The organism is Bacillus cereus group sp. BfR-BA-01408 (assembly GCF_022663305.1).
Classification (GTDB): domain Bacteria; phylum Bacillota; class Bacilli; order Bacillales; family Bacillaceae_G; genus Bacillus_A; species Bacillus_A pacificus.
On the sequence record NZ_JAKUFF010000002.1, the window covers coordinates 214,395 to 235,405 of the forward strand.

Here is a 21,011-nt window from a genome sequence, read left to right on the forward strand (position 1 = left end):
CATTTGTTTCGCTAAATATGAAAAATAAAAAAATTCTTATCTTCTTTTTTTATATTCATCGTGTACTAGGTGGACAAATTCTTTTTGTTTTTTCTCGGAATTAATTAATGCCTCCATATTAGTAGTAGACAAAATAAACTTCTTAATTTTTCTATTACTCCAAATTAATTTTGTATACTTTGTATCTTCGTGTAGCTTTCGAAACCACTCTAATTCACTTAATTTTGCAATATTATGTTTTAATTTCATGTCATTTCGAGGGTAAAATAAAATGATATCTGCAATTACATCAAACAATAAACTCATTTTCTCCCCTCCTATACATATATATTTCAATGTTATGGAAATATAGTTACAGGGTGATGAAATTGACCAATACATGCATAAAGATTTTTTGCGTATTTTTCTTACTATATTTTCAATCGACCTCAATTATTATGGCAAAAGCTCAAACAAATGTGATAAGTGAATTTAAACAAGCTTTACTGAAAAATGATAAAAAATTAATGAGGTCATATGTAACAGATGGAGTTGAACTACCTACTTTCCAAACAAATAAACAAATTCATGAAATTAAAATAGTACCGTCTCCAAAAGAAGATACTACAATTCTTCTTTCTTATTTCAAAGGCAATGATGATGTATTTACTATCGGTTTCATTTTAGAAATAGTAACAAAAAATAATAAAATATCTCGAATTAATCAAATTTATAATGGAACCAATCCACTTATGAAAGAAGCTACTATCGTAAAAGAATATGAAATGAAGTGTAAGGAACATATACTTACTCCTACAAAATTCCCGTTCGAAATTCACGAATTTCAAGGGTACATCTATAACGATTACTTAAACCTCCACTACTACAATGAAGATATTAATGGGATTTTTAAAATCACTGTTTCACCAGTTCAAAACAAATTAGGCTTCTATGTACTTAGGGGAGCTAAGTTCTACACCTTAAAAAATAATATAAAAGCATTATATAATCCTCATGTTGATTCAGCATATGAGCTTATCTTTCAGCAGAATGGTTTTCAATATATAATTGCAATTGGTAACAAACGCTATATAAAAGGCAAATATAACGTAAAGGATTTAATTCAAATTGCGGAATCTATGAATTAAAAAACCGATCTTTTCAATATAGGAAAGATCGGTTTCTTTATTGCTTTATACAGTAATTATATAGTAAGCTTGCCTCCATGATAGCAATAATATGTTGTTGCTTTAAGGTTTTTAATCCTCTTTAATGACTCTTCCGCTTTTTCTATATCTAAGCAAAAATCCGGATTAGCTATTACTAACTCACGATTCTCTTGAACGGCCGCATCTCCTGTAATTACACAATCTAAATTCGGAAAATATAATGAAATATGTCCCGAAGTATGTCCTGATGTCGCTACTATTTGACATTCATTATTCAAAATCATTTGACCATCACATACTTTTCCATCGACGGAAACATGTCTTATATTTTTTAATTGTTGTATAAACCACTCACCAAATTCTTTCTCTTCAATTGGCATACGTTGTAACATGTCTTCAGCTTGAACTAGTCTCTCCGATTTTATATCACCATTAATGTAGTGGGATTCAATTTCACTAGCAATAATATTAACGTGAGGATATTTCACTTTCAAATCATATAAAGCCCCTATATGATCGTCATCATAATGAGTAATAATTATATTTTTTAAGTTTTTCATCTCATATTCATGTTTTAAAATTGCATTTTCAATTAAAGGTAAAAAACTTGGATATCCTGTATCGACTAATGTTAATTCATTATGTAATATAATTAAACTTGGATAAATACATTGTTTTTGTCCATTAAATTCGAATTCAATTGGTAGTTCTATTATTTTCATTTTTCCTCCCCCATACCCATTATTTAATGTTTAATAATTAATAAATCATCCACATACATTTTACTGTACATACTTATGTAACAAAACACTGTGAGTCGTTACATAACCAACATTCTATTATTTTGAACAGGTAATTCCTTATTTTTATGGAAATATACACTAAGAAAACCAATACAATTGATTATTTCCTCACTTCTTTGTCTATCCTTTTAAAAAATCTATTTTTTGTAAAAGGAGTGTTTATATGGAGAAACAAACACTTTGGAAAAAATTCAAGAAAAGCTCAGCAGATCTCGGTAAATCTAGCGTATATGAAAGTATTATTTTATACTACACAATGAGAAAAAAAGAGCTACCTACTAAAGCGAAATTTATCATATTAGCCGCTTTATCCTATTACGTGCTAACAATCGACTTCATTCCAGATATAGCTGCTATTATTGGGATTGGCTTATTAGATGATGTTTTAGCAATTGCTATTGCGCATAAATTTGTAATGCGCCATGCAGACGCTGAAATTCGAGAAAAGAGTAAAATAAAAATGGAGTCATTATTTACTTGAGCTCAGGCGTGACTTAAAATAGTTAGTCATTTACCCTAACTTTTCTAGTTTCAACGACAACCAATCTTTAATTAAGGTAAACTCTTTGCAGCCACTAAATATTATCCTGCATGAATTGCACTTTTACAGGATAAATCGTGTCAGAAACAACAGAAATTCTCTTAGCTCTTTACCCTTAGAAAATTAGGGTGCCAGCACTTATTCTTAAGTTCCGACACCCTATCATTCGTTTTTATGCAGTTACATGCGTCCCCCTATATAAAACTACTATTGCCGCTACTATAAGAATCATCCCCATAAAAGCAGGTGCTGCATGGCCGAGTGATACATAGATTTGTCCCCCAATAATTGGACCAATCATTCTTGCTAAAGCTTGAATAGATTGACTACCACCTTGTATCCTTCCTTGTTCACTAGAACTGACAGACTTTGAGAGTATCCCATTGAATGAAGGCCCGAAAATTGAATCACCAAAACCAAACAGTAACATCCCAACGATTAAAAGTGGATATAAGGAAAACAAAGCAGACACTGCAATAAAACTGTATCCAATAATCTCCGATACCATTCCAAGTATCGCTATTTGTTTATCACTAAGCTTGATCAAAAGTTTTGGCATTATAAAAGCTTGTGAAATAATGTCTTGAAAGCCCATAATTGAAAACATAATTCCGATTAGTGCAGGCTGCCAATTAAAAGTATCCATCGTAAATTGAGTGAAAATTGCTTGTAAAGATCCGTTAGGTATCCATAGTAAAAACGCTGAGACAAGTAACCATTTTAAATTTTTCATGGAAAGTATGTTTGCTAGCTGCGCAAAAGGATTCAACCTTACAAAAGTAATCTCTGTTAACCTATTATTTTTATCAAGACTCTCAGGCATATATTTCATGCCATATAAAACATTTATTAAAGTTATGAGCGCTCCAAAGTATAAAGGTACAGAATGACCAAACTTTGCAAGTAACCCCCCAAGAGTTGGTCCAATAATAGTCCCCGCACCTACAACTGCACTCACCCATCCAAAATACTTCGTTCTCTGTTCTTGGGGAATAATATCTGCAAAATATGCAAAAATTGTACTTATACTCCCGCCTGTTATACCTTCAATTATGCGTCCAGCAAATAGTACCCATAAAGCTCCTCCTATTCCAAAAACTAAGTACCCAATTGCAGAACCAAATAAGCATATTAAAAGTAATGGACGACGGCCATATTTATCGCTCAAAGCTCCGAGTACAGGAGCAGCTAAAAACACGCAGGCCGCATATACGGAAGTTAGTAGTGTAACAACCAATGCTTGTTCTTCCGGATTACTTGTATATGGCTGGACTAAGAATGGGACTACAGGCATGATGATACTGAAACCTATACCACAAAGAAATACAGAAATAAGTCCGAATAGTAAAGCATGTTTATCTATGCTTTTTTCAGTTTTCCTTTCATTTTGTGATCTAAATATAGACATTTAATTTCTCTCCTTAAAAATTTTGTTGCTTTGTCAACAAAATAATAACTCCGTTTTGTTGATTAGTCAACAAAAACACAATAATAAAAAGGTAGCCTATTCTCAGGAGTAAGGCTACCTTTTTATTATTTAAATTTATTACGACTTAATATGTATACCCTGTTTCTTTATTTCTGCATCCAAATGTCTACTATACTTTTCCACAAAGCTAATTATACTGTCGAATTCTTTTTCAGTTACTTGCTCAAATACGACTTTATCCCGCTCTTGAAACTCTTTGTGCAAGTCTTCATGTATTTTATAAATTTCTTTCCCTTGTTCAGTAAGCTTAAAATAGATCTCTTTTTTATTCTCTGACTTTTGATAGCTTTCAATAAGGCCTTTTTTCATGAGCTTCTTAGTCATCCTACTTATAGCACCACGAGTTACATAAAAAGCCTCTGCGAGTTGTGTCACGTTAGAATCTGCATTGTTTTCAATATATTCAATGCAGTGGACCTCAGAAGACTTAAAACCTTTAAGACCGTCTTCCATCTTATCTTTATTAAGCCAAACCAGCTTATTATATAATTCCCTAAAACCGTTCATGACCTGTTCTTCTTTATTCATGACCTGCCCTCCTCACCGCTCATTAGCACATTACAACTATTATATTAAATTTCTGCTTACGTTTCGACAATATTGAAATAATTATTGTGACATTAAAGATATGTGTAAAAATAGGGGCTTAAATAAAACAATTCATTAAACAGCAAATTCTGCAAGGTTATTGCTACTTACAGTAAACGGTAGACAAAAAGTAAGAGCTAAGACTATTTCTCTTAGCTCTTCTTTTATAAAACTATTTCACTTCATTAGCGACAAAAAAGTGCTCACATACACTTGATATGCGCTGTAAGTCCACGTTCCCACCAGATATAACAGCTACTACTTTTTTCCCTTTTATATAACTATCAACTTTCCCTGCAAGTAGAGCAGCAGTAGCTAATGCGCCAGCCCCTTCTACAACAGCTTTACCACGTTGTAATAAGTCTTTCATCGCTACTTCTAATTCACCTTCTGATACTGTTACAATATCATCTACTAATTCTTTTACTACTTCAAAAGTTAAGTTACCAGGTATTTTAACTGCGCAACCATCTGCTATTGTAGGTGCCTCATAATGCTCTACAATCGTACCTTTGTCATAAGAAGCCTTCATCCCATGAACATTTTCTGCTTGTACACCAATTATATTGATTGATGGATTAAAAGATTTCAATGCTACAGCAATACCAGAAATAATTCCGCCTCCACCTATTGGTACAATGACAGTATCTACATCCCACATATCATCAAGAATGTCTAATCCAATTGTACCTTGACCAGCCATTACCTCTACATCATCATATGGATGTAAATATGTTTCACCTGTTTCTCTTATTATCTCTTCACATTTTGCCTTTGCATCATCAAAGGTTTCACCATGTAAAATCACTTCAGATCCATATCCTTTTGTTGCTTCAACTTTCGCCTGAGGTGCAGAAATTGGCATAATAATTTTACTTTTAATACCGAGTAAATGAGCTGATAAAGCAATTCCTTGCGCATGATTACCAGCAGAACAAGCAATTACTCCCCTCTCTTTTTCTTGATCTGTCAGCTGTGACATTTTGTTAAACGCACCACGGAATTTAAACGAACCTGTTAATTGCATATTTTCTAATTTCAAGTGAATTTCTCCGCCTGTTTTACTAGTCAAGTAAAATGATTTTACTAATGGAGTTTTACGAGCATTTCTATCCAGAATGTTTTGCGCTTTTTTAATATCGTCTATATGTAATGGTAGTTTTTTAGTTATCATACTAACACCTCTTCCAATGTTCTATTCCTAAGTTTTCGTAAGTCGTAGCCCCTTTATACGAAACCATCTATATTAAGAAAAAGTCTTTAAATATGTACCTCACTCTGTAATACACACAGTTGTAAACAATTCAACATCCTTTTCATATCACGTTCTTTATAATGATTTAGGCATGCAATTTGGATCCAGTTATTATTTTGTAAGTACGCTGATTCATAATGGACGATATATCCTTGTAACGCTAACGCATCACCGACCGCTTTAGAAGAAAGATCTCCATTTAATTGAATCGTAAGTATAATTGGTGCGGCATGTTCTTTAGGTGAAACAAGTTTTAAGCCTATACTAGTAATAGCTTCTTCCATATAATCATATGTCTCTTTAATTTTTACAAATGCTTTTTCATCTTCAAATCCCTTCAACGCTTCTTGCAATGCATAAATTAAATTCCATGAATGTGAATATGGAATACTTTCATTTTCTTCATACATACCAATGTCCATATAGGCCGGTAAAGTCTCGTTTACTTTCACATTATGATTATGAAAAACGAAAGATAATCCAGTAAACGATTTAATTGCCTTTCCGCTAACGCCGCTCGCAAAATATACACTCTTTAAATCTATCGGTATCGCTCCAATTGAGCTAATACAATCTACACATAGTTTCACTTTATACTTTTCACATAATGCATTTAACTCGTCTAAATCATTTAACATTCCGGTAGATGTTTCATGGTGAACAAACCAAAGCCACTCATAATTTCCAGCTTCCATTATTTGTTCTAATTCTGTAGAAATAAATGGTTGTCCCATTTCCTTTTTATACGTATCAAAATGTAATTGCGCGCGTGTTGCGTGTCTAACTAATCTATTGCCAAATTCCCCATTCGTTAATACTAGTCCATTTCCTTTTAAAGAGCGTAACTGTAAAGCGATAGCATCATTTGCTAACGTCCCTGTTCCTAACATGATTTGCACACGTTTTGCTTTTGTCATTTGTAGTAAACGTTTTTTCACATTTTCCATCGTCACATGAAATGACTTAGAACGATGTGAAATCGGCTTAGTAGAAAAAGCCTTTCGAACATTCTCTTCAATATCTACTGGACCAGGTAAAAATGTATATTCTTTCGTCATAATCCCCCCAACACTCGACTCTTCAAACATAGCAGGAGTAACATACATTGGCTGAAAGGCTGCTTCTTCTGTACCAACTAACGTATGGAAAGATTTGAACCCCATTTGCTCATATAAAGGTAGTTCACGTGTTGTCGCAGAAATGAGTGCCAATTCATATCCATTTAGAAGCAAATAACGATGTAAAAAGCGAATTAATCCTAACAATGCTCTTCCATTTCGATATTCACGTTCTACTGAAAGTAAACGAATTTCATACACGTTTTCTCCATGTTCTTGCAAATAAAAATCTAAATTTGAAATTTTATAATCTAACGAGAATGGTCGTTTTCCTCGCAATGCAACCATACCTACTAACTTATCTTCATCTAAACAAATTAAATATGTATTTTCATCATGAAACCGATCTATACGAACACGATCTTTCGTTTCTTCATGTTGCGGAATTTCTTCTACAAATGTTTTATAATTCAATTTATGTATACGTTCAAATTCCCAATCTTGATCAGCAACTTTATAAATTAACCCCATGCCTTATCTCCTTTATGTGTTTGATAAAAATTATAAGTGGAGATTTACTCCACTTATTAAAAGTTCGTTTCAGTCTCGATTTACATATAAAATAAGCACAATGATAAGAGCACTTAAAATAGTCGTAACAATAGAATAAGAATACAAAATCATGCAAACTGGTAAACAAGCAATTGTAATTAACCCTGGCTTAGTAAATCCTTTAAAGATTAAATAAAATATAATGAAAACAGCAACAAGGGTAAGCGCTATCAAGTAATCAAATGCGATTAATCCTCCAATAAAAGTTGATATGCCTTTTCCACCCTTGCCTTTAAATACAATTGGATAAATATGTCCAAGTAAAACAGCTAGTAAAGCTAACATTACAAATGTAGAATCTCCAAAAAGGTATTCTGCAATAGAAACTACGATTGCCCCTTTAATTGCATCACCTAAAAATGTAACGATAAAATACCCTTTTCCATATACACGTCCCATATTTCTTGCGCCGGGATTTCCGCTTCCTTCATTCCGAATATCAACGTCATGTCTCCATTTCGTTACTATATAAGCAGTCAATATGTTTCCAAATAAATAAGAAGCGACCAAATACAAAAACTGCATACTATTAATCATATAATCATTCACTTTCTACGTAGGAGTACTTATACAATATTCAAAAACTATGTATATTGTACTTTTTATCCACATCCCTTTATACATTTTAACATCATATATTTACAATTCATACAAAAATTCTCATACAGCTATTTTTTAAAATACATATTTTTCATTAAATAATATGTTCCTTTCACTGCTGGTTCGGATTGTAATACAAATGTAACTTCTCCTACACTTTTCTCACAGCATTTCTTAAATTCATCATATATTTCAGGAACGAAACGCAATATGCTGCCACTTACCGCAATTGAAACTAATAAATCAAGCTGCATCTTGTTATAAACATCTATCGTAATCCTTGCTAATTCCTTTCCAGCTTGCATCATAATTTCATGTGCAGCATCATTTCCATTTCTAGCTTCTCGAATAACGAATGGTGTGATTGCTGCAACTTTATCTTTTGAAGATCTATATACTAGCCTTTTTATATGAGACGCTGTCAAAAGTTGAAACTCGTCTTGAATTCTTAGGCTTAATGGACAGAGTCTAATTCCTTGATCCAATTGATTTGCCATTCTCTTTAAAGCTTGTAATCCAATCCAATATCCGCTTCCTGCATCTCCTAAAATATGTCCCCATCCGCCGCTATACTCGTACACTTCTCCTTTCTTTCCAAGACAAATTGCACCTGTACCGCCAATTGTTAAAATTCCATCTTTTCCTTTTAAAACAGCTGCATGTGCAATCATCGCATCATTAAAAACTTCAATTGGTGTTCCGTACTTCTTCTTTAGACGTAATGTTAATTCATTCGTATTCACTCCACTTACACCCGCTAATCCTAAACAAATACAAACGCAATGCTCATTTAATACACCTTTCTGGCATTGATCAATCGCCTCCATAATATGCACAAGAGCTTCTTCAAAATCTATTAATATATTTCCAAAACCACTTGTAGCTCTTACAAGTTCATTTCCATCTTTATCAAATGCAATTGCTTCTGTCTTCGTTCCCCCGCCGTCTATTCCAATCATATACTTCATATGTTCGCCTCATTTTCATCATCTTATTGGAGGGAATGTTATATTCCCTAATACTACAGATTGCATTGCACCTGTTGCGCTCGGCACGTTACTCGGATTACGATGATACGTTTCGTTTGCTAAAATGGCAAAGGCGATTGCTTCTTTCGCCTCTGAAGAATAGCCTATATCTTCTTGAATGAATATTGTACATTTTTCATCCTTCAATCCATACCGTATCATTTCAACAAGTGTGTCATTATAACTGCCGCCACCGCCTAAAATTACCTCATCAATTTCATAATATGGCAGAATAAACTCCTTATAATGATGAACAATTGAACTTGCTGTAAACATCGTGACAGTCGTTAATATATTTTCTTTACTATGCTTTTCATACCGCTTCAATAACTGACTTACAAACTCTTCACCAAACTGTTCTCTACCAGTTGATTTCGGTGGATTCATTTTCAAAAATGAATGATTCATACAATATGTCAAAATTTCATCTACAACTTCACCCTGTTCTGCAATTTCACCATTTTGATCATATGGCAACTGAAATAACCTTTGACATACTTCATCAATTATCATATTACCCGGACCAGTATCAAAAGCTATAACATTCTGATCACTTTTTTGACTTGGTATTACGGTAACATTACCAATCCCGCCGATATTTTGTAGTAGTCTATTTTTAGTTGGATGACGATATAAAATAATCTCTGAATATGGTACAAGTGGTGCACCTTGTCCCCCAGCTGCCATGTCCATCGTTCGAAAATTAGAAATAACCGTCGTATTCGTTTCATATGCTATTACTGCAGGTTCCCCAATTTGCAATGTGGAAGATATCATATTACCTTCTGGCTTTGGCTGATGGTAAATCGTTTGTCCGTGAGAACCTATCAAATCTAATTGTTCCAAAGAAAAATTGGCCTCTTTACAAACTTCCTTTACGGCTTTAGCGAAACATAAACCTAACTTAAAATTCAAACTACATATGAGTTGGACATTTGAATTTTTTATTGATAATACTTGCTGAATCTCATTTTTTATATCATTACGAAATGGCACAGTAGTAAAATGGATGAGTTCAACTTTAGAACCTACACCGCTTCCTTCTATATGAACGAGTGCTACATCTATACCATCTAACGAAGTACCAGACATTACCCCTGCAACATACATAACATGTATGACCTCCTCTTTATTAAAAAACAATCATGTAAGTTACAAACGTACAGCCAATTGAAAATAATATAAATCTAAAAAACAACTGAGCTTTCGATGCAAACGATCCATCAATAAAAGAAACAACTATTGTAAGCAAAATGCTTGCCGCAATGCTTGTAACGAGCCATATACTATGCATTTGTGATAGATGTAGCATTCTTAATAAAGGCACAAAAAGTAAATTCGCACATATCACTCCAAATAATAATAAAAATACACCTTTATAACTAAATTTTATATTCATTCCATTTCATCCTCTCTGGACTTCATGTGAAAGAAGTGATAGGCAAAATACCTATCACTCATAAATTAAAGCATAAAGATTATGGATTAACAGATTCCCCTTCACCATTCTTCTCAATTTCAAGCATATTTTTGTCGTACATTTTAAAGAATGGTAAATATATAAGGAACGATATTGCTATATTTATAAAAACTAATACTATTGCACGCCAATCTCCGCCTGTAGCTAAATACGCACCAATTGGAGCTGGTAATGTCCACGGTGGCATAATATGTGTTGGTGTCACAAATCCCATCGCAGTTGCAGAATATGCAACTGTTGCCGTTACAAGTGGTGTAATGATAAATGGGATAATTAAAATTGGATTTAGTACAATCGGTAATCCGAATATGACTGGCTCATTTATATTAAAAATCCCCGGAACAATACAAGTTCTTGATAATGCTTTCGAATATTTTGATCGACCAAATACAATCATAGCTAATACAAGCCCTAATGTCGCACCAGAACCACCAATCCATATAAACCATTGATATAACGGCTCTGGTGAAATAAATGGCAATTGATCTGCTCCACTAGCAACAGCTTCTCCATTTTTCCCTAGGTATACTTCCCATAATGGCCGAGCAACAGTTCCAACAACCGACACACCATGGATTCCGAATGACCAAAAAAACGTAATTAAAAACACTGGAATCATTACACCAAAGTAACTATCCCCAGCTTTTACTAATGGTGCTGCTAATTTATCAACAACATGGTGTAAATCAATGCTAAAAACGACAGTTACTAGACTCATTATAATAATAACGAATGCAGCAGGTATAAGTGCTTCAAATGAACGCGACACAGATGGCGGTACTTGTTCTGGCATTTTAATCATTACATTTTTCTTCTTACAAAATCTTAAAATCTCTACGGATAAAATAGAAACAATCATCGTCACGAATAACCCATGACCTCCGAGATTTGTCATCGGAAGCATAAATCCTTTTTTATCAATTAATTCGGGGGTTAATGTTAATAGCAGTGAACATACTGCAAGCTGTGCTCCTGATAAAGCATCTAGTTTATAACTTTTCGCCAAATTATATCCTATTCCAAATGCTATATATAAAGACATAATAAACATAGTTAACCGATATGGTATTAATATACTTGTTTGATTCTTTAATGCCCAAACGGATATGAAGCTATCTTTCGGTAATGGTGGAAATGCTACGATTAAAAAGAAACTTCCTACGATGATAAACGGTAATGCTGAAATAACTCCATCACGGATTGCTTGTAAATGTCTCTGTTCAGAAAGTCTTGCCATCGGTCCAGATAAGTTTTTATCAAGAAACGTGACAAACTTATTCATAACGGTTCCCCCTAACGAATTAAATCATTTACAGTCTTTAATAAAGTCGGTCCACCAAGAGGCGTATATGCTTGCGGCGGTATAATACCGCACGGGATAGCTTCCTCTTCTGCGAATTTTTTAACAGAATCAAATCGATGTCTAACTTGAGGTGCAACCATTACAACGTCCCAGCCATTCTTTACTTCTTCCTCTACCTCATTTGTTCCAATCGCATGCACTTCCATGTTCATACCCTTTTTCTCCGCCTCTTTTTTTAAAGCGTTTACAACAATTGCACTGGACATTCCTCCAGAACAAACGAACAAAACCTTCATTTATGAATCCTCCTATACTTATAATTTACTACCCTTCAAATGAAAGGAAGTTTCACTTTACTAACAAGCATATGAAGAAGTAAAAGAATTTAGTTATACTGAAAGTAAATTTCATTAAAAATATTTTTCCTATTAAATTAATGTTTCAATATACAATTTTCTCTATTGCAAGGCCAACCTTGCCTCGTATATTATCTTAGATAATCATAATGATAGGGAGGCGTATACATGATCGTTAAACGTTTATTTATGATATGTTGCATCGTCATCTTGTTCATCCCTTTCTCTTTCATTTCCCCTCACTTTACTTATGCTGAAGTAACTACTACGTACAAAAAACACGAATTACGTGCTGTATGGATTGCATCTGTTCTTAATATTGATTGGCCCTCAAAAATTGGCTTACCAATTGAAAATCAAAAACAAGAATTTATCGAATTATTAGACGATGCAAAAAACACTGGTATGAATGCAGTCATTGTACAAATAAAACCAACTGCTGATGCCTTTTATCCTTCCAATTACGGCCCTTGGTCTGAATATATTACCGGTACACAAGGAAAAGATCCCGGATACGACCCACTAGCATTTATGATTGAAGAAGCACATAAAAGAAATATAGAATTCCACGCATGGATTAATCCATACCGAATAACGATGAATCACACTGATATAAATCGATTATCAAATAATCACCCTGCAAGACAGCACCCGGATTGGGTTGTACCTTATGGCGGAAAATTATATTACAACCCCGGTATTCCAGAAGTAAAAAAGTTTATAACTGAAGGTGCTTTAGAAATCGTACAAAATTACGATGTTGATGCATTACATATGGATGATTATTTTTATCCATATAAAGTGGCGGGTGAACAATTCCCCGATCAAAAAACGTACGAATTATATAATAACGGTAGATTTACAAATATAGAAGATTGGCGACGTGACAATGTAAATGAACTTGTAAGAGATTTAAATACTGCTATAAAACAAGAAAAATCATACGTAAAGTTTGGCATTAGCCCATTTGGCGTATGGCGAAATATAGCTGATGATCCGACTGGCTCTAACACAACTGCCGGCCAAAGAAACTTTGATGATCTTTATGCTGATACACGTGAGTGGATACAAAAAGGTTACATTGACTACATCACACCGCAAATATATTGGAATATAGGTTTTACTCCTGCTGCGTATGACATATTAGTAGATTGGTGGGTAAAAGAAACAAATAATAAACCAATCCACCTATACATTGGTCAGGCAGCCTATAAAATTAATAATAATTCTGTCCCCGCTTGGTCTGATCCTGAAGAATATCCAAGACAGATTGCATTAAACCGGCTATTCCCTCAAATTAAAGGTAGTATGCATTTTAGCTTAAAAGACATTAATAATAATCCACTTGGAGTGAAAGATAGACTCTCAAAAGACATATATAAACATCCTGCATTAGTCCCACCTATGCCTTGGCTTGATCATGAACCACCAAAACAACCTACTTTAAAAGGTGCCATTCCAAGAGATGAAGGGGTTGCTGTAGGTATCATTGATAATAGAGAGAATGATTCTGCTTATTACGCTATTTACCGCGTGAATGGAAAAAGTGAAGTGAATATAGAAAATCCGAAAAATTTACTTACTACTGTAAGAAAGACAAAGCCTGGAGAAATTTATGTAGATAAAACGGCTATTCCTGGAGAAACATATACGTATGTAGTAACTGCGGTTGATCGATTGCATAATGAAAGTGTTGCTTCTAGTAAATCTACTATTCAAGCAAAATAAAAGTAAGAGCTCGCATTTTTTGAATGCGGGCTCTTACTTTTATTTTCGTAGTTCACTATATTGAATATGAATTCTATTCTCAGGGTTTTTATCTACTGTGTAAAGTACAAATAAGAAGAACCATTCTAGTGGCTTCATTAAAATATAAACAAAGTCAGCCGACCATTTCGTATTAATATGTTTACTAATCGGATAACCATATTTATCATAAAAATTACGAATAACCTTATGACATTTTGGTACTCGCTCCTCAATTACATTTTCAAAGGCGTTCGCAATTAATAACTGTCGATTAACTGTAATTCTTTCTCCATGCCTAATTCCTGCTCGTAACGGCTTAACAATATTTTTATGCCCTTTCACAGAAACTGTACATAAATAATGCCCATCCCCGGAGACAATTTGAGGACTTGGAGCAGGAATCTTAGAATAATTAAAGCTACTTGTTTCCATAAACACTCTTATAAAACTATCTGGTTTTTGCCCAAACAGTATTAAAATAAATTGAACAATTAACAATATAGGAAATAAACTTATAGTCCAAACTGTAGCCATTTTTTGATACCCAAAAGAAATACGCTGCAGATATAATATAATCCTGCTGCTCTGCTTATAATCTTTCTCATGCTGAGACTGTATGAAATAACTTAATGAATCTCTTAATTTTGCTATAAATAATAGACTAAATGCAAGCATCCCAACTTGAATACAAAAGACTGGAATGTATCTCAATCCTCCGAATTCTGTATAAAAGACAAAGCCTGTATGGGTAATATATATGAATGTATATACGATGTTTATTATCATTAAAGTACTATAAAAAATATAAAATATTGGTGAAAGTTTTGTTAAGCCTGTTGTTAATCTCCAATAAGAAACTCCACCTAAAACAACTAAGAGAACCACTATAGCAATGTGGTCATGTGCTAAAGAAGCATATTGATCAGACATCATTCCGTTCTTTTCAAATTTATGTAATGGTATTCCTCCTCTTACATCATTTGCATTCCACATAATACCTAAACCAAAGATAAAATAACTCAAACATATTGATAATATTTCCTGTGGCTCGAACTTTAATATACTTGAGGAATTTTCCTTCTCTCCTTGGAAACTATTCCATGCTTTACTAATAGGATAGCCAAGAAATAAAAATAGAATTACAAATAGTATGACTAACTCAAATAACACAATACCATACCCCTTTTATAATAATTGTTTACACAAAGTACTAAAAACCATTCTATATTTTACCATTTATTAACGTTTGTATATACAATCTTACAAAAGATTAAACTCTCTCAATTCAAAAAAAAACGCCTAAAAGCTGAAACATTCAACTTTTAAGGCGATTTCTTCTATTTATTCTTAAACTTCTCAGTCGCTGCTCTCATCTTCACATTCAAATCGTGATCAATCGAGTCACGAATATCTCGCTCTACTTCTTCCATTTCTTTTTGGAAATTTTGCAAGTAGATTTTTAATTCTTCTTCTTTTTCTGGCCGTTGTGAAGGTGGTAATTGTACGACTAACGATAGCATCGCTATTAAATCTTTCATTAAGAACGTTTCAAGTTTATGTTGCTGTTCAAACATACGTTGCTCTTGATAATATGGCAAAGCATTTAATACTGAAATTGTAATATCATCAACCGTTCGTTGTAATGAAGGATTTATTGAGCGTTTATACGCTTGAATTGTATTTAATGCATCTGGATATCGATCATAAAAATACAATTTATAAAACGATAAATCTGTCGGTTTTACTGTTTGCTGCGTTTCTTGTCTTAAAAAATCTTTTACTTTCATCGCTGCTACATCAATATCTTCATTAGTAAGCTTTTTCGTCGTTTTTGCCATTACATGTACTTTTTTCTGTTTTTCTTTCGGTAACATTGAGAATACTTGCTCTCTCGTACGTTGACCCGATGCACAGAAAAGCGTGTTTAATATATGTTGTTCTTTTTTTCCTTCAGTACGAATCCAGCGATAAAAGAGTGGATGTTGTGTAAATTCTTGTAGAAACGGTAATGATTTATTCGATAACTTATCTAAAGAATCGTGTGCTCTTTTATATGGCTTCGTCCATGAAAAATACAGTTTACGACCGAAATATACAACTAAAACAACGACAGTAAATGCGATTAAAAACAATGTACCGAGTAGTAATAATACAGTTTGAATGAAACTCATTTTTTCACCTCCTCTAAAAGTCTGCTATTTTCTTGGGCGCTGAATGAGTTTTTGTTTCATTTCATCATTAAATGTGTCTAGTTCAATAACAAACTTCTTACTTGACTCGATAATACGTTCTGACGATTTTTCAGAAGCTTCAATTGCAGCAAATACGTTTTGGAATGATTCACGTAATTTATCCATGCTAATTGCAGGATTTTCAAGTAATTTCGTTGTTTCTTCTGTATTTTGTTTTAATGCCTGAGAATTACTTAATACCATAGACTCAATTGCTTCATTTGTTGCATTCACTGCATCAATTGTTTTACGTTGATTTGTTAATGCTAACTGGATAGCAGCAGAAACTGTTACAACGTTTTGCGTCATCGTAATTGCATTACGAATTGCCTCTGTTAACTTTTCATTATTTTTCTTAATAATGTCTACAGATGCAATGGATTGTAATAACACACTTTTCGCTTGCTGCATATTGCGCGTACGCACTAAAATCTTTTCTAATGCATCATTAATTAATGGAATATCCCTTTGACGTTCTGGATTTTGTTTCTCAGCTTCCAGCATGCCAGCAAGTTTTTTCCCTAAGTATACTTGCTTATCAAGCGCGTGAATTTTATCGTGTGATTGCTCTTTAAGCATTTCAAGACCAACTGTATCTTCTTGTAAATTATCACGACCAATTAGAAGTGATCTTATAATCTCCTCAATTTGCTTATCTATAGATTGATATTTATGCACGTATGTTTCAAGTGGATTTTTCTTGAATACTTTAAACATAATTTTCTTCATACCACTTGCTTTTAGTGAATTTGGATCAAGCTCTGATACTACTTTGCGTAATTCTAACAACGTATTTGGAATTTCTTCATTCTTTCCATTCATCATCGCTGTGACAGGACGTTTTAATGCTGATAGCGTTTGTCCTGCTGCTTGCTGTTCTTTATCCCCTAAATCTCCTAGCTGAGACAATACTTTCGATAAATCTGTATTTTGCTCGCTATTCAACTTTTGTACATAAAGATCGGCTTCTTTGTTTAATTCATCAAGTTCTTCATCTTTTATAACTGTATCAACTACTACTTCTACATTATTATCTTTCACAATTGATACGGGTTCTTTTTTCTCGAGTTCAGTCAACAAAATCGCTCCTTTATTTATATGTGCGAATTTATGTGCACTATATTTCATCTAATATATTGTATTTCATTTGCAAACAGCCTATATGAAATCAATTTTCAAGAAATACCTGCTTATGCAGTCATTCCCTGTTTCTTACTATAAGTATACCTGTAAACAACATAATTTTCCTCAGACTTAAGACCTAGAGACCGACATGCTGAAGGCGGATTCTTCGTATGTTACGTATATAAATTACGTCCTTCCCATACTACTGCACTCAATCTTTTGACATACACCCTTTTTCAATGTGATAATTATATTACGCTAAAATCTATTTCTTCTTACGCGCTACAAATGCACCATTTTGAAATGCCAATAATACTGTTTCAAACATTTCATCTTCTTCAATCATGTTTATAAACTCGGCTAATTCACTCGCATGAGAAGTAGCATTATCGACAACAAGAAGACTTTTTGGTTGTAAAATGCGTTTTATATGCTCCAGCCACCACATGTATTGCGTACGCTCTGAATCTAGGAAAATAAAATCAAATGAATGATCTAGTTGTGAATCTAAAAATGCCCCTGCTTCTTGATTGTGAACATCAATCCTTTGTAAAAGATTTGCCTTTTCAAAATTGGCAAGTGCCTCTCCCACTCGTTCTGAAGAAAGTTCTACAGTTGTTACATTTCCATTTGTTTCTTCTACTGCATTAGCTAACCACAATGTAGAATAACCATTAGAAGTTCCAATTTCCAAAATGTTTTTTGCACTACACCCTTTTACTAAAATTGATAAAAATTGCCCCATCTCACGAGAAATATTCCGTAATTTTTCTTCCCGTGTTTTTTTATTTCGATCATGCTCTTCTCCATATTGTTCAAGTTGAAATAATAATGAATCTAACGTATCCATTCTTTTCATCGCCTTTCCACAGCAATATGATGAAAAAGCTCTCGTTGCCCGTCTACTTTCATTATATGCGAAACGAAAACCTTTTTCTCGTTATATGATAAAGATTTGAAATTTTTTATAGCATATTGTTTCGTTTTTTGGTAAAGTTAATTTCTACGTGCAATTATTCCATTCATACTATTTTTAATTCAATTGCAGTTGTTAAATCATATAAACCTCATTTAAATGAATCGGTATTTCAAATTCAATTAAGCGCCCTTTCCGGACGCATTTTCTTTTGTTTATATATTTTTAGAAGAAAGGATGCTTATAATGAACGTGATTAGCTTAGATGCCGCTCGAAAGCGAAAGCAGCATAAAAAATTAATGATTACTATACCGATTATTTCACGTATTTATGAAGAAGACGGGGAAATTAAATTTGAGGTAGCTGGCGAAAAAGACGTACCTCTTGAAATGTTAGAGAAATAATGAAAAAGACGCACTTCTAAAGAAATGCGTCTTTTTTTATACTATTATATTTAAGCGTATAAGTTTTTCCGGATTAACCATCATATAAAATAATGAATGATACAATTGTGAATAACAATTTATTAACTACAGATCCAATTGCGTTCCAAAATCTAGTATCGTATGAACTATTTGAAAATACCATAACGGCTTATACTTCAGATTTACACCCTATTTATTTACCAGATGGTGCTACAATTATTGATTTTACTTTCTCTGCATTTCCAAACATTGCACATAACATGAAAAAAGCAAAATAAATGGTATACCTGTTCCACTTAAAAAAAGTATCTCATTTTGATGTCATAGAAATCCATTTTGATTTAAAACAAAACTTGGTATTAGAGTGACCCAATTATGCCAATACCGCTAAAGCACAATTAATTATTCAGCAAAAACTATCTTAAATAACCCATATTTCGTATGGAATAGGCAAATTTATTATGATACCAACAACTGCACATAACAAACACTAGACACATATCCTAATTTTGTAACCTTACTTACTAATAGAAAGGCGGGTAATACAAATGACCTCTAATATCGATTACACTTCCCCCTCAACTAACTTCACTCATGATTTAAATAGAAGTAATTTTTTTCAGAAAGATGCTCAAAATTATATAAACGTACTTGGCGTGAATCAATTAAATACGTTAGAAAATACTTCTTTATTAGATATCTATTTAAGTACAGGAAATGTTGTAGAGCCGCACATACATCAAAATGCAGCTGAACTTGTTTACTGTATTTCAGGATCTGCTGTTGTTTCTTTACTGAATCCTTTTACAAATCAAATATTAAACTTACCGATAAAACCAGGGCAAGTTGCCAACATTCCAAAAGCTTGGTGGCATTATGAAATTGCGACAGCAGATGGTACCCATTTATTAGCTATTTTCGACGCCCCAACGCCAGAAGTTATTTTTGGTTCTGATATTTTACGATTAACTCCTGCTAATATAATGGCTCATACTTACTGTCTCGATGAACAACAATGGAAACAAGCGGTATCCCCTATTCAATCCACTACAGTAATTGGCCCTCCAGCAAATTGTAATCAGAACCGCGGAACGATACCCCCTGCAACTCATCCTCCTAATCCACAACAAAATTTATATTACCAAGATTCATATTATTTTCCTCTTTACTGGGGATATTAATTTATATTATGAAAGGACAATTATTTATCTCCTCGGAAAATACGTAGGAGATTTTTTTATTGTATACCCATTCCTATTTATTATCGTAACAATTAATAGAATAGCTACATATAATAGTTATATATTTAATTGGAGGTGATAGTACTATGAGTAATTATAACTACCGAAAAAACTACTCTCATAATAAAAATAGTAGTTCATCAGCATCCTCTCAGTCTTCGAATTCTCAATCTTCCAATTCCCAATCGCAAAGAGATTTAACCAATCAAGGCTATGTAAAGAAAAAAGGATGTAACTGTAATAAAAACAAATAGTTTATTTGGACAATGAAATTTCATCACTCACAATAAACTGTTTACTCCCCTAGTATATAGTTTATTGAAAGGCTGAATTCTATTTTTAATAGAGTTCAGCCTTTATTATGTATGTGGAATATTGTAAGCTCATTAACTTATTTCATAAATTACAAATCATATTTTTCCAATTAATTTATTACCTATTCCCCGCAAAAATATGGCCCTCCCTAATAAAATTAGGAAGGGCCATATACAAGTGTCCGTTCACATTTCAAACAGACATTGTTACAAGTTAGACGATATTAATACCTGCACTTACAAATCCAGCTACTGCTGCTATTGGACTTGCTGCTGTTAAGGAAACATATACTAATATTTTATCCCCAGCTGCTACTGGAATAGCTTCAGGTATGATCCCTGATGCTGTAGAACCAATTGCTATCGCAGCAAATGCTGGTGTTAATAATAGTGGTGCGCCTTGTACTGTAAACGTATTACTTGCAGCAGGTGCAGTTAATATTTGTATCTGTACTTGAACAGGTGATAAAGGAGATAATGCAGCTGTTGCACTAAAGAAACCTGCTAATGACGTAATAGTTCCTGCGCGTGGTGCTACAAATGCATAATCACCTAGGCCTAACGCTAATGTGATACTAGTTCCACCCGTTAAAGCTACACCAGGCTGACTAAATCCAAATCCAAGAAGAGTTCCTGTATTTGCTACTAATGCGTTAACTAACGCAGCTGGTGTTGTACCCGAAGCGAATGGAATAATAGCTCCGCCACCTGTTGCTCCTGTTGCTCCTGTTAAGCCTGTTGCACCAGT

21 protein-coding genes and 2 pseudogenes are annotated in these 21,011 nt (G+C 33.5%); 6 read left to right on the plus strand and 17 right to left on the minus strand.

All coding sequences use genetic code 11. The annotated features are described in order from the left end of the window. Positions 1 to 36: 36 nt before the first annotated feature. Positions 37 to 306 (minus strand): hypothetical protein, encoded by a 270-nt coding sequence (locus MR083_RS02365; protein ID WP_000054532.1) that lies wholly within the window; start codon positions 304 to 306, stop codon positions 37 to 39. A gap of 29 nt (positions 307 to 335) precedes the next feature. Here MR083_RS02365 and MR083_RS02370 point away from each other — a divergent pair, with 29 nt between their 5' ends. Beyond that, positions 336 to 1,127, plus strand: a complete 792-nt coding sequence (locus MR083_RS02370) for a hypothetical protein (protein ID WP_011040338.1) — start codon at positions 336 to 338, stop codon at positions 1,125 to 1,127. A 56-nt stretch (positions 1,128 to 1,183) separates the two neighbouring features. Here the strand turns inward: MR083_RS02370 and MR083_RS02375 are convergent, their stop codons facing one another. Continuing rightward, positions 1,184 to 1,870, minus strand: coding sequence for an MBL fold metallo-hydrolase (locus MR083_RS02375; protein WP_000691152.1), 687 nt, complete (start codon positions 1,868 to 1,870; stop codon positions 1,184 to 1,186). A 244-nt stretch (positions 1,871 to 2,114) separates the two neighbouring features. On the opposite strand from MR083_RS02375, the gene MR083_RS02380 reads away from it, so the two are divergent. Continuing rightward, positions 2,115 to 2,432: a YkvA family protein gene (locus MR083_RS02380; RefSeq protein WP_000415064.1), complete on the plus strand. Its 318-nt coding sequence runs from the start codon at positions 2,115 to 2,117 to the stop codon at positions 2,430 to 2,432. Between the two features lie 232 nt (positions 2,433 to 2,664). Here MR083_RS02380 and MR083_RS02385 read toward each other — a convergent pair whose 3' ends face one another. From MR083_RS02385 to MR083_RS02430, 10 genes are all read right to left on the minus strand, one after another. Continuing rightward, positions 2,665 to 3,900, minus strand: a complete 1,236-nt coding sequence (locus tag MR083_RS02385) for an MFS transporter (RefSeq protein ID WP_242268417.1) — start codon at positions 3,898 to 3,900, stop codon at positions 2,665 to 2,667. Positions 3,901 to 4,038: 138 nt separating this feature from the next. Continuing rightward, positions 4,039 to 4,509, minus strand: a complete 471-nt coding sequence (locus MR083_RS02390; RefSeq protein WP_001030893.1) for a MarR family transcriptional regulator — start codon at positions 4,507 to 4,509, stop codon at positions 4,039 to 4,041. A gap of 232 nt (positions 4,510 to 4,741) precedes the next feature. Further along, on the minus strand, positions 4,742 to 5,743 hold the full coding sequence (gene tdcB, locus MR083_RS02395; RefSeq protein WP_000628902.1) for a bifunctional threonine ammonia-lyase/L-serine ammonia-lyase TdcB: 1,002 nt from the start codon (positions 5,741 to 5,743) through the stop codon (positions 4,742 to 4,744). 86 nt (positions 5,744 to 5,829) lie between these two features. Continuing rightward, positions 5,830 to 7,413, minus strand: coding sequence for an aminotransferase class V-fold PLP-dependent enzyme (locus MR083_RS02400; protein WP_000523034.1), 1,584 nt, complete (start codon positions 7,411 to 7,413; stop codon positions 5,830 to 5,832). Positions 7,414 to 7,482: 69 nt separating this feature from the next. Beyond that, on the minus strand, positions 7,483 to 8,031 hold the full coding sequence (gene plsY / locus MR083_RS02405; RefSeq protein ID WP_000610849.1) for a glycerol-3-phosphate 1-O-acyltransferase PlsY: 549 nt from the start codon (positions 8,029 to 8,031) through the stop codon (positions 7,483 to 7,485). A 131-nt stretch (positions 8,032 to 8,162) separates the two neighbouring features. Continuing rightward, complete coding sequence (locus MR083_RS02410; protein WP_000876574.1) at positions 8,163 to 9,062, minus strand: BadF/BadG/BcrA/BcrD ATPase family protein; 900 nt, start codon at positions 9,060 to 9,062, stop codon at positions 8,163 to 8,165. A gap of 18 nt (positions 9,063 to 9,080) precedes the next feature. After that, a complete protein-coding gene (anmK, locus tag MR083_RS02415) occupies positions 9,081 to 10,232 on the minus strand; it encodes an anhydro-N-acetylmuramic acid kinase AnmK (RefSeq protein ID WP_000289013.1) in 1,152 nt (383 codons plus the stop codon). A gap of 22 nt (positions 10,233 to 10,254) precedes the next feature. Further along, positions 10,255 to 10,521, minus strand: coding sequence for a hypothetical protein (locus MR083_RS02420; RefSeq protein ID WP_001021969.1), 267 nt, complete (start codon positions 10,519 to 10,521; stop codon positions 10,255 to 10,257). Positions 10,522 to 10,600: 79 nt separating this feature from the next. Continuing rightward, on the minus strand, positions 10,601 to 11,884 hold the full coding sequence (locus tag MR083_RS02425; protein ID WP_001032281.1) for a PTS sugar transporter subunit IIC: 1,284 nt from the start codon (positions 11,882 to 11,884) through the stop codon (positions 10,601 to 10,603). Positions 11,885 to 11,895: 11 nt separating this feature from the next. Continuing rightward, entirely contained in the window at positions 11,896 to 12,201 is a 306-nt protein-coding gene (locus MR083_RS02430; protein ID WP_000865885.1) for a PTS sugar transporter subunit IIB, read from the minus strand. Positions 12,202 to 12,429: 228 nt separating this feature from the next. Between MR083_RS02430 and MR083_RS02435 the strand changes: the two genes are divergently transcribed. Next, entirely contained in the window at positions 12,430 to 13,989 is a 1,560-nt protein-coding gene (locus MR083_RS02435) for a glycoside hydrolase family 10-like protein (protein WP_242268419.1), read from the plus strand. A 39-nt stretch (positions 13,990 to 14,028) separates the two neighbouring features. Here MR083_RS02435 and MR083_RS02440 read toward each other — a convergent pair whose 3' ends face one another. From MR083_RS02440 to MR083_RS02455, 4 genes are all read right to left on the minus strand, one after another. After that, positions 14,029 to 15,180: a DUF6688 domain-containing protein gene (locus MR083_RS02440; RefSeq protein ID WP_000895917.1), complete on the minus strand. Its 1,152-nt coding sequence runs from the start codon at positions 15,178 to 15,180 to the stop codon at positions 14,029 to 14,031. Between the two features lie 167 nt (positions 15,181 to 15,347). Continuing rightward, complete coding sequence (locus MR083_RS02445) at positions 15,348 to 16,181, minus strand: DUF3974 domain-containing protein (protein WP_000008359.1); 834 nt, start codon at positions 16,179 to 16,181, stop codon at positions 15,348 to 15,350. Positions 16,182 to 16,205: 24 nt separating this feature from the next. After that, positions 16,206 to 17,318 carry a toxic anion resistance protein gene (locus MR083_RS02450; RefSeq protein ID WP_000137402.1) on the minus strand — a complete coding sequence of 371 codons (1,113 nt, stop codon included), beginning with the start codon at positions 17,316 to 17,318 and terminating at the stop codon, positions 16,206 to 16,208. Between the two features lie 313 nt (positions 17,319 to 17,631). Further along, positions 17,632 to 18,225, minus strand: a complete 594-nt coding sequence (locus MR083_RS02455) for an O-methyltransferase (protein WP_014893748.1) — start codon at positions 18,223 to 18,225, stop codon at positions 17,632 to 17,634. Positions 18,226 to 18,528: 303 nt separating this feature from the next. Here MR083_RS02455 and MR083_RS02460 point away from each other — a divergent pair, with 303 nt between their 5' ends. The 3 genes and pseudogenes from MR083_RS02460 (at position 18,529) to MR083_RS02470 (ending at position 19,889) form a co-directional block, all read left to right on the plus strand. Beyond that, positions 18,529 to 18,687, plus strand: a complete 159-nt coding sequence (locus tag MR083_RS02460; protein ID WP_001100983.1) for a hypothetical protein — start codon at positions 18,529 to 18,531, stop codon at positions 18,685 to 18,687. 80 nt (positions 18,688 to 18,767) lie between these two features. After that, positions 18,768 to 19,076: pseudogene (locus tag MR083_RS02465) on the plus strand (TGS domain-containing protein); the annotation flags it as partial. Positions 19,077 to 19,256: 180 nt separating this feature from the next. Further along, positions 19,257 to 19,889 (plus strand): cupin domain-containing protein, encoded by a 633-nt coding sequence (locus MR083_RS02470; RefSeq protein ID WP_000203236.1) that lies wholly within the window; start codon positions 19,257 to 19,259, stop codon positions 19,887 to 19,889. 588 nt (positions 19,890 to 20,477) lie between these two features. Here the strand turns inward: MR083_RS02470 and exsJ are convergent. Then, positions 20,478 to 21,011: pseudogene (gene exsJ, locus MR083_RS02475) on the minus strand (exosporium protein ExsJ); the annotation flags it as partial.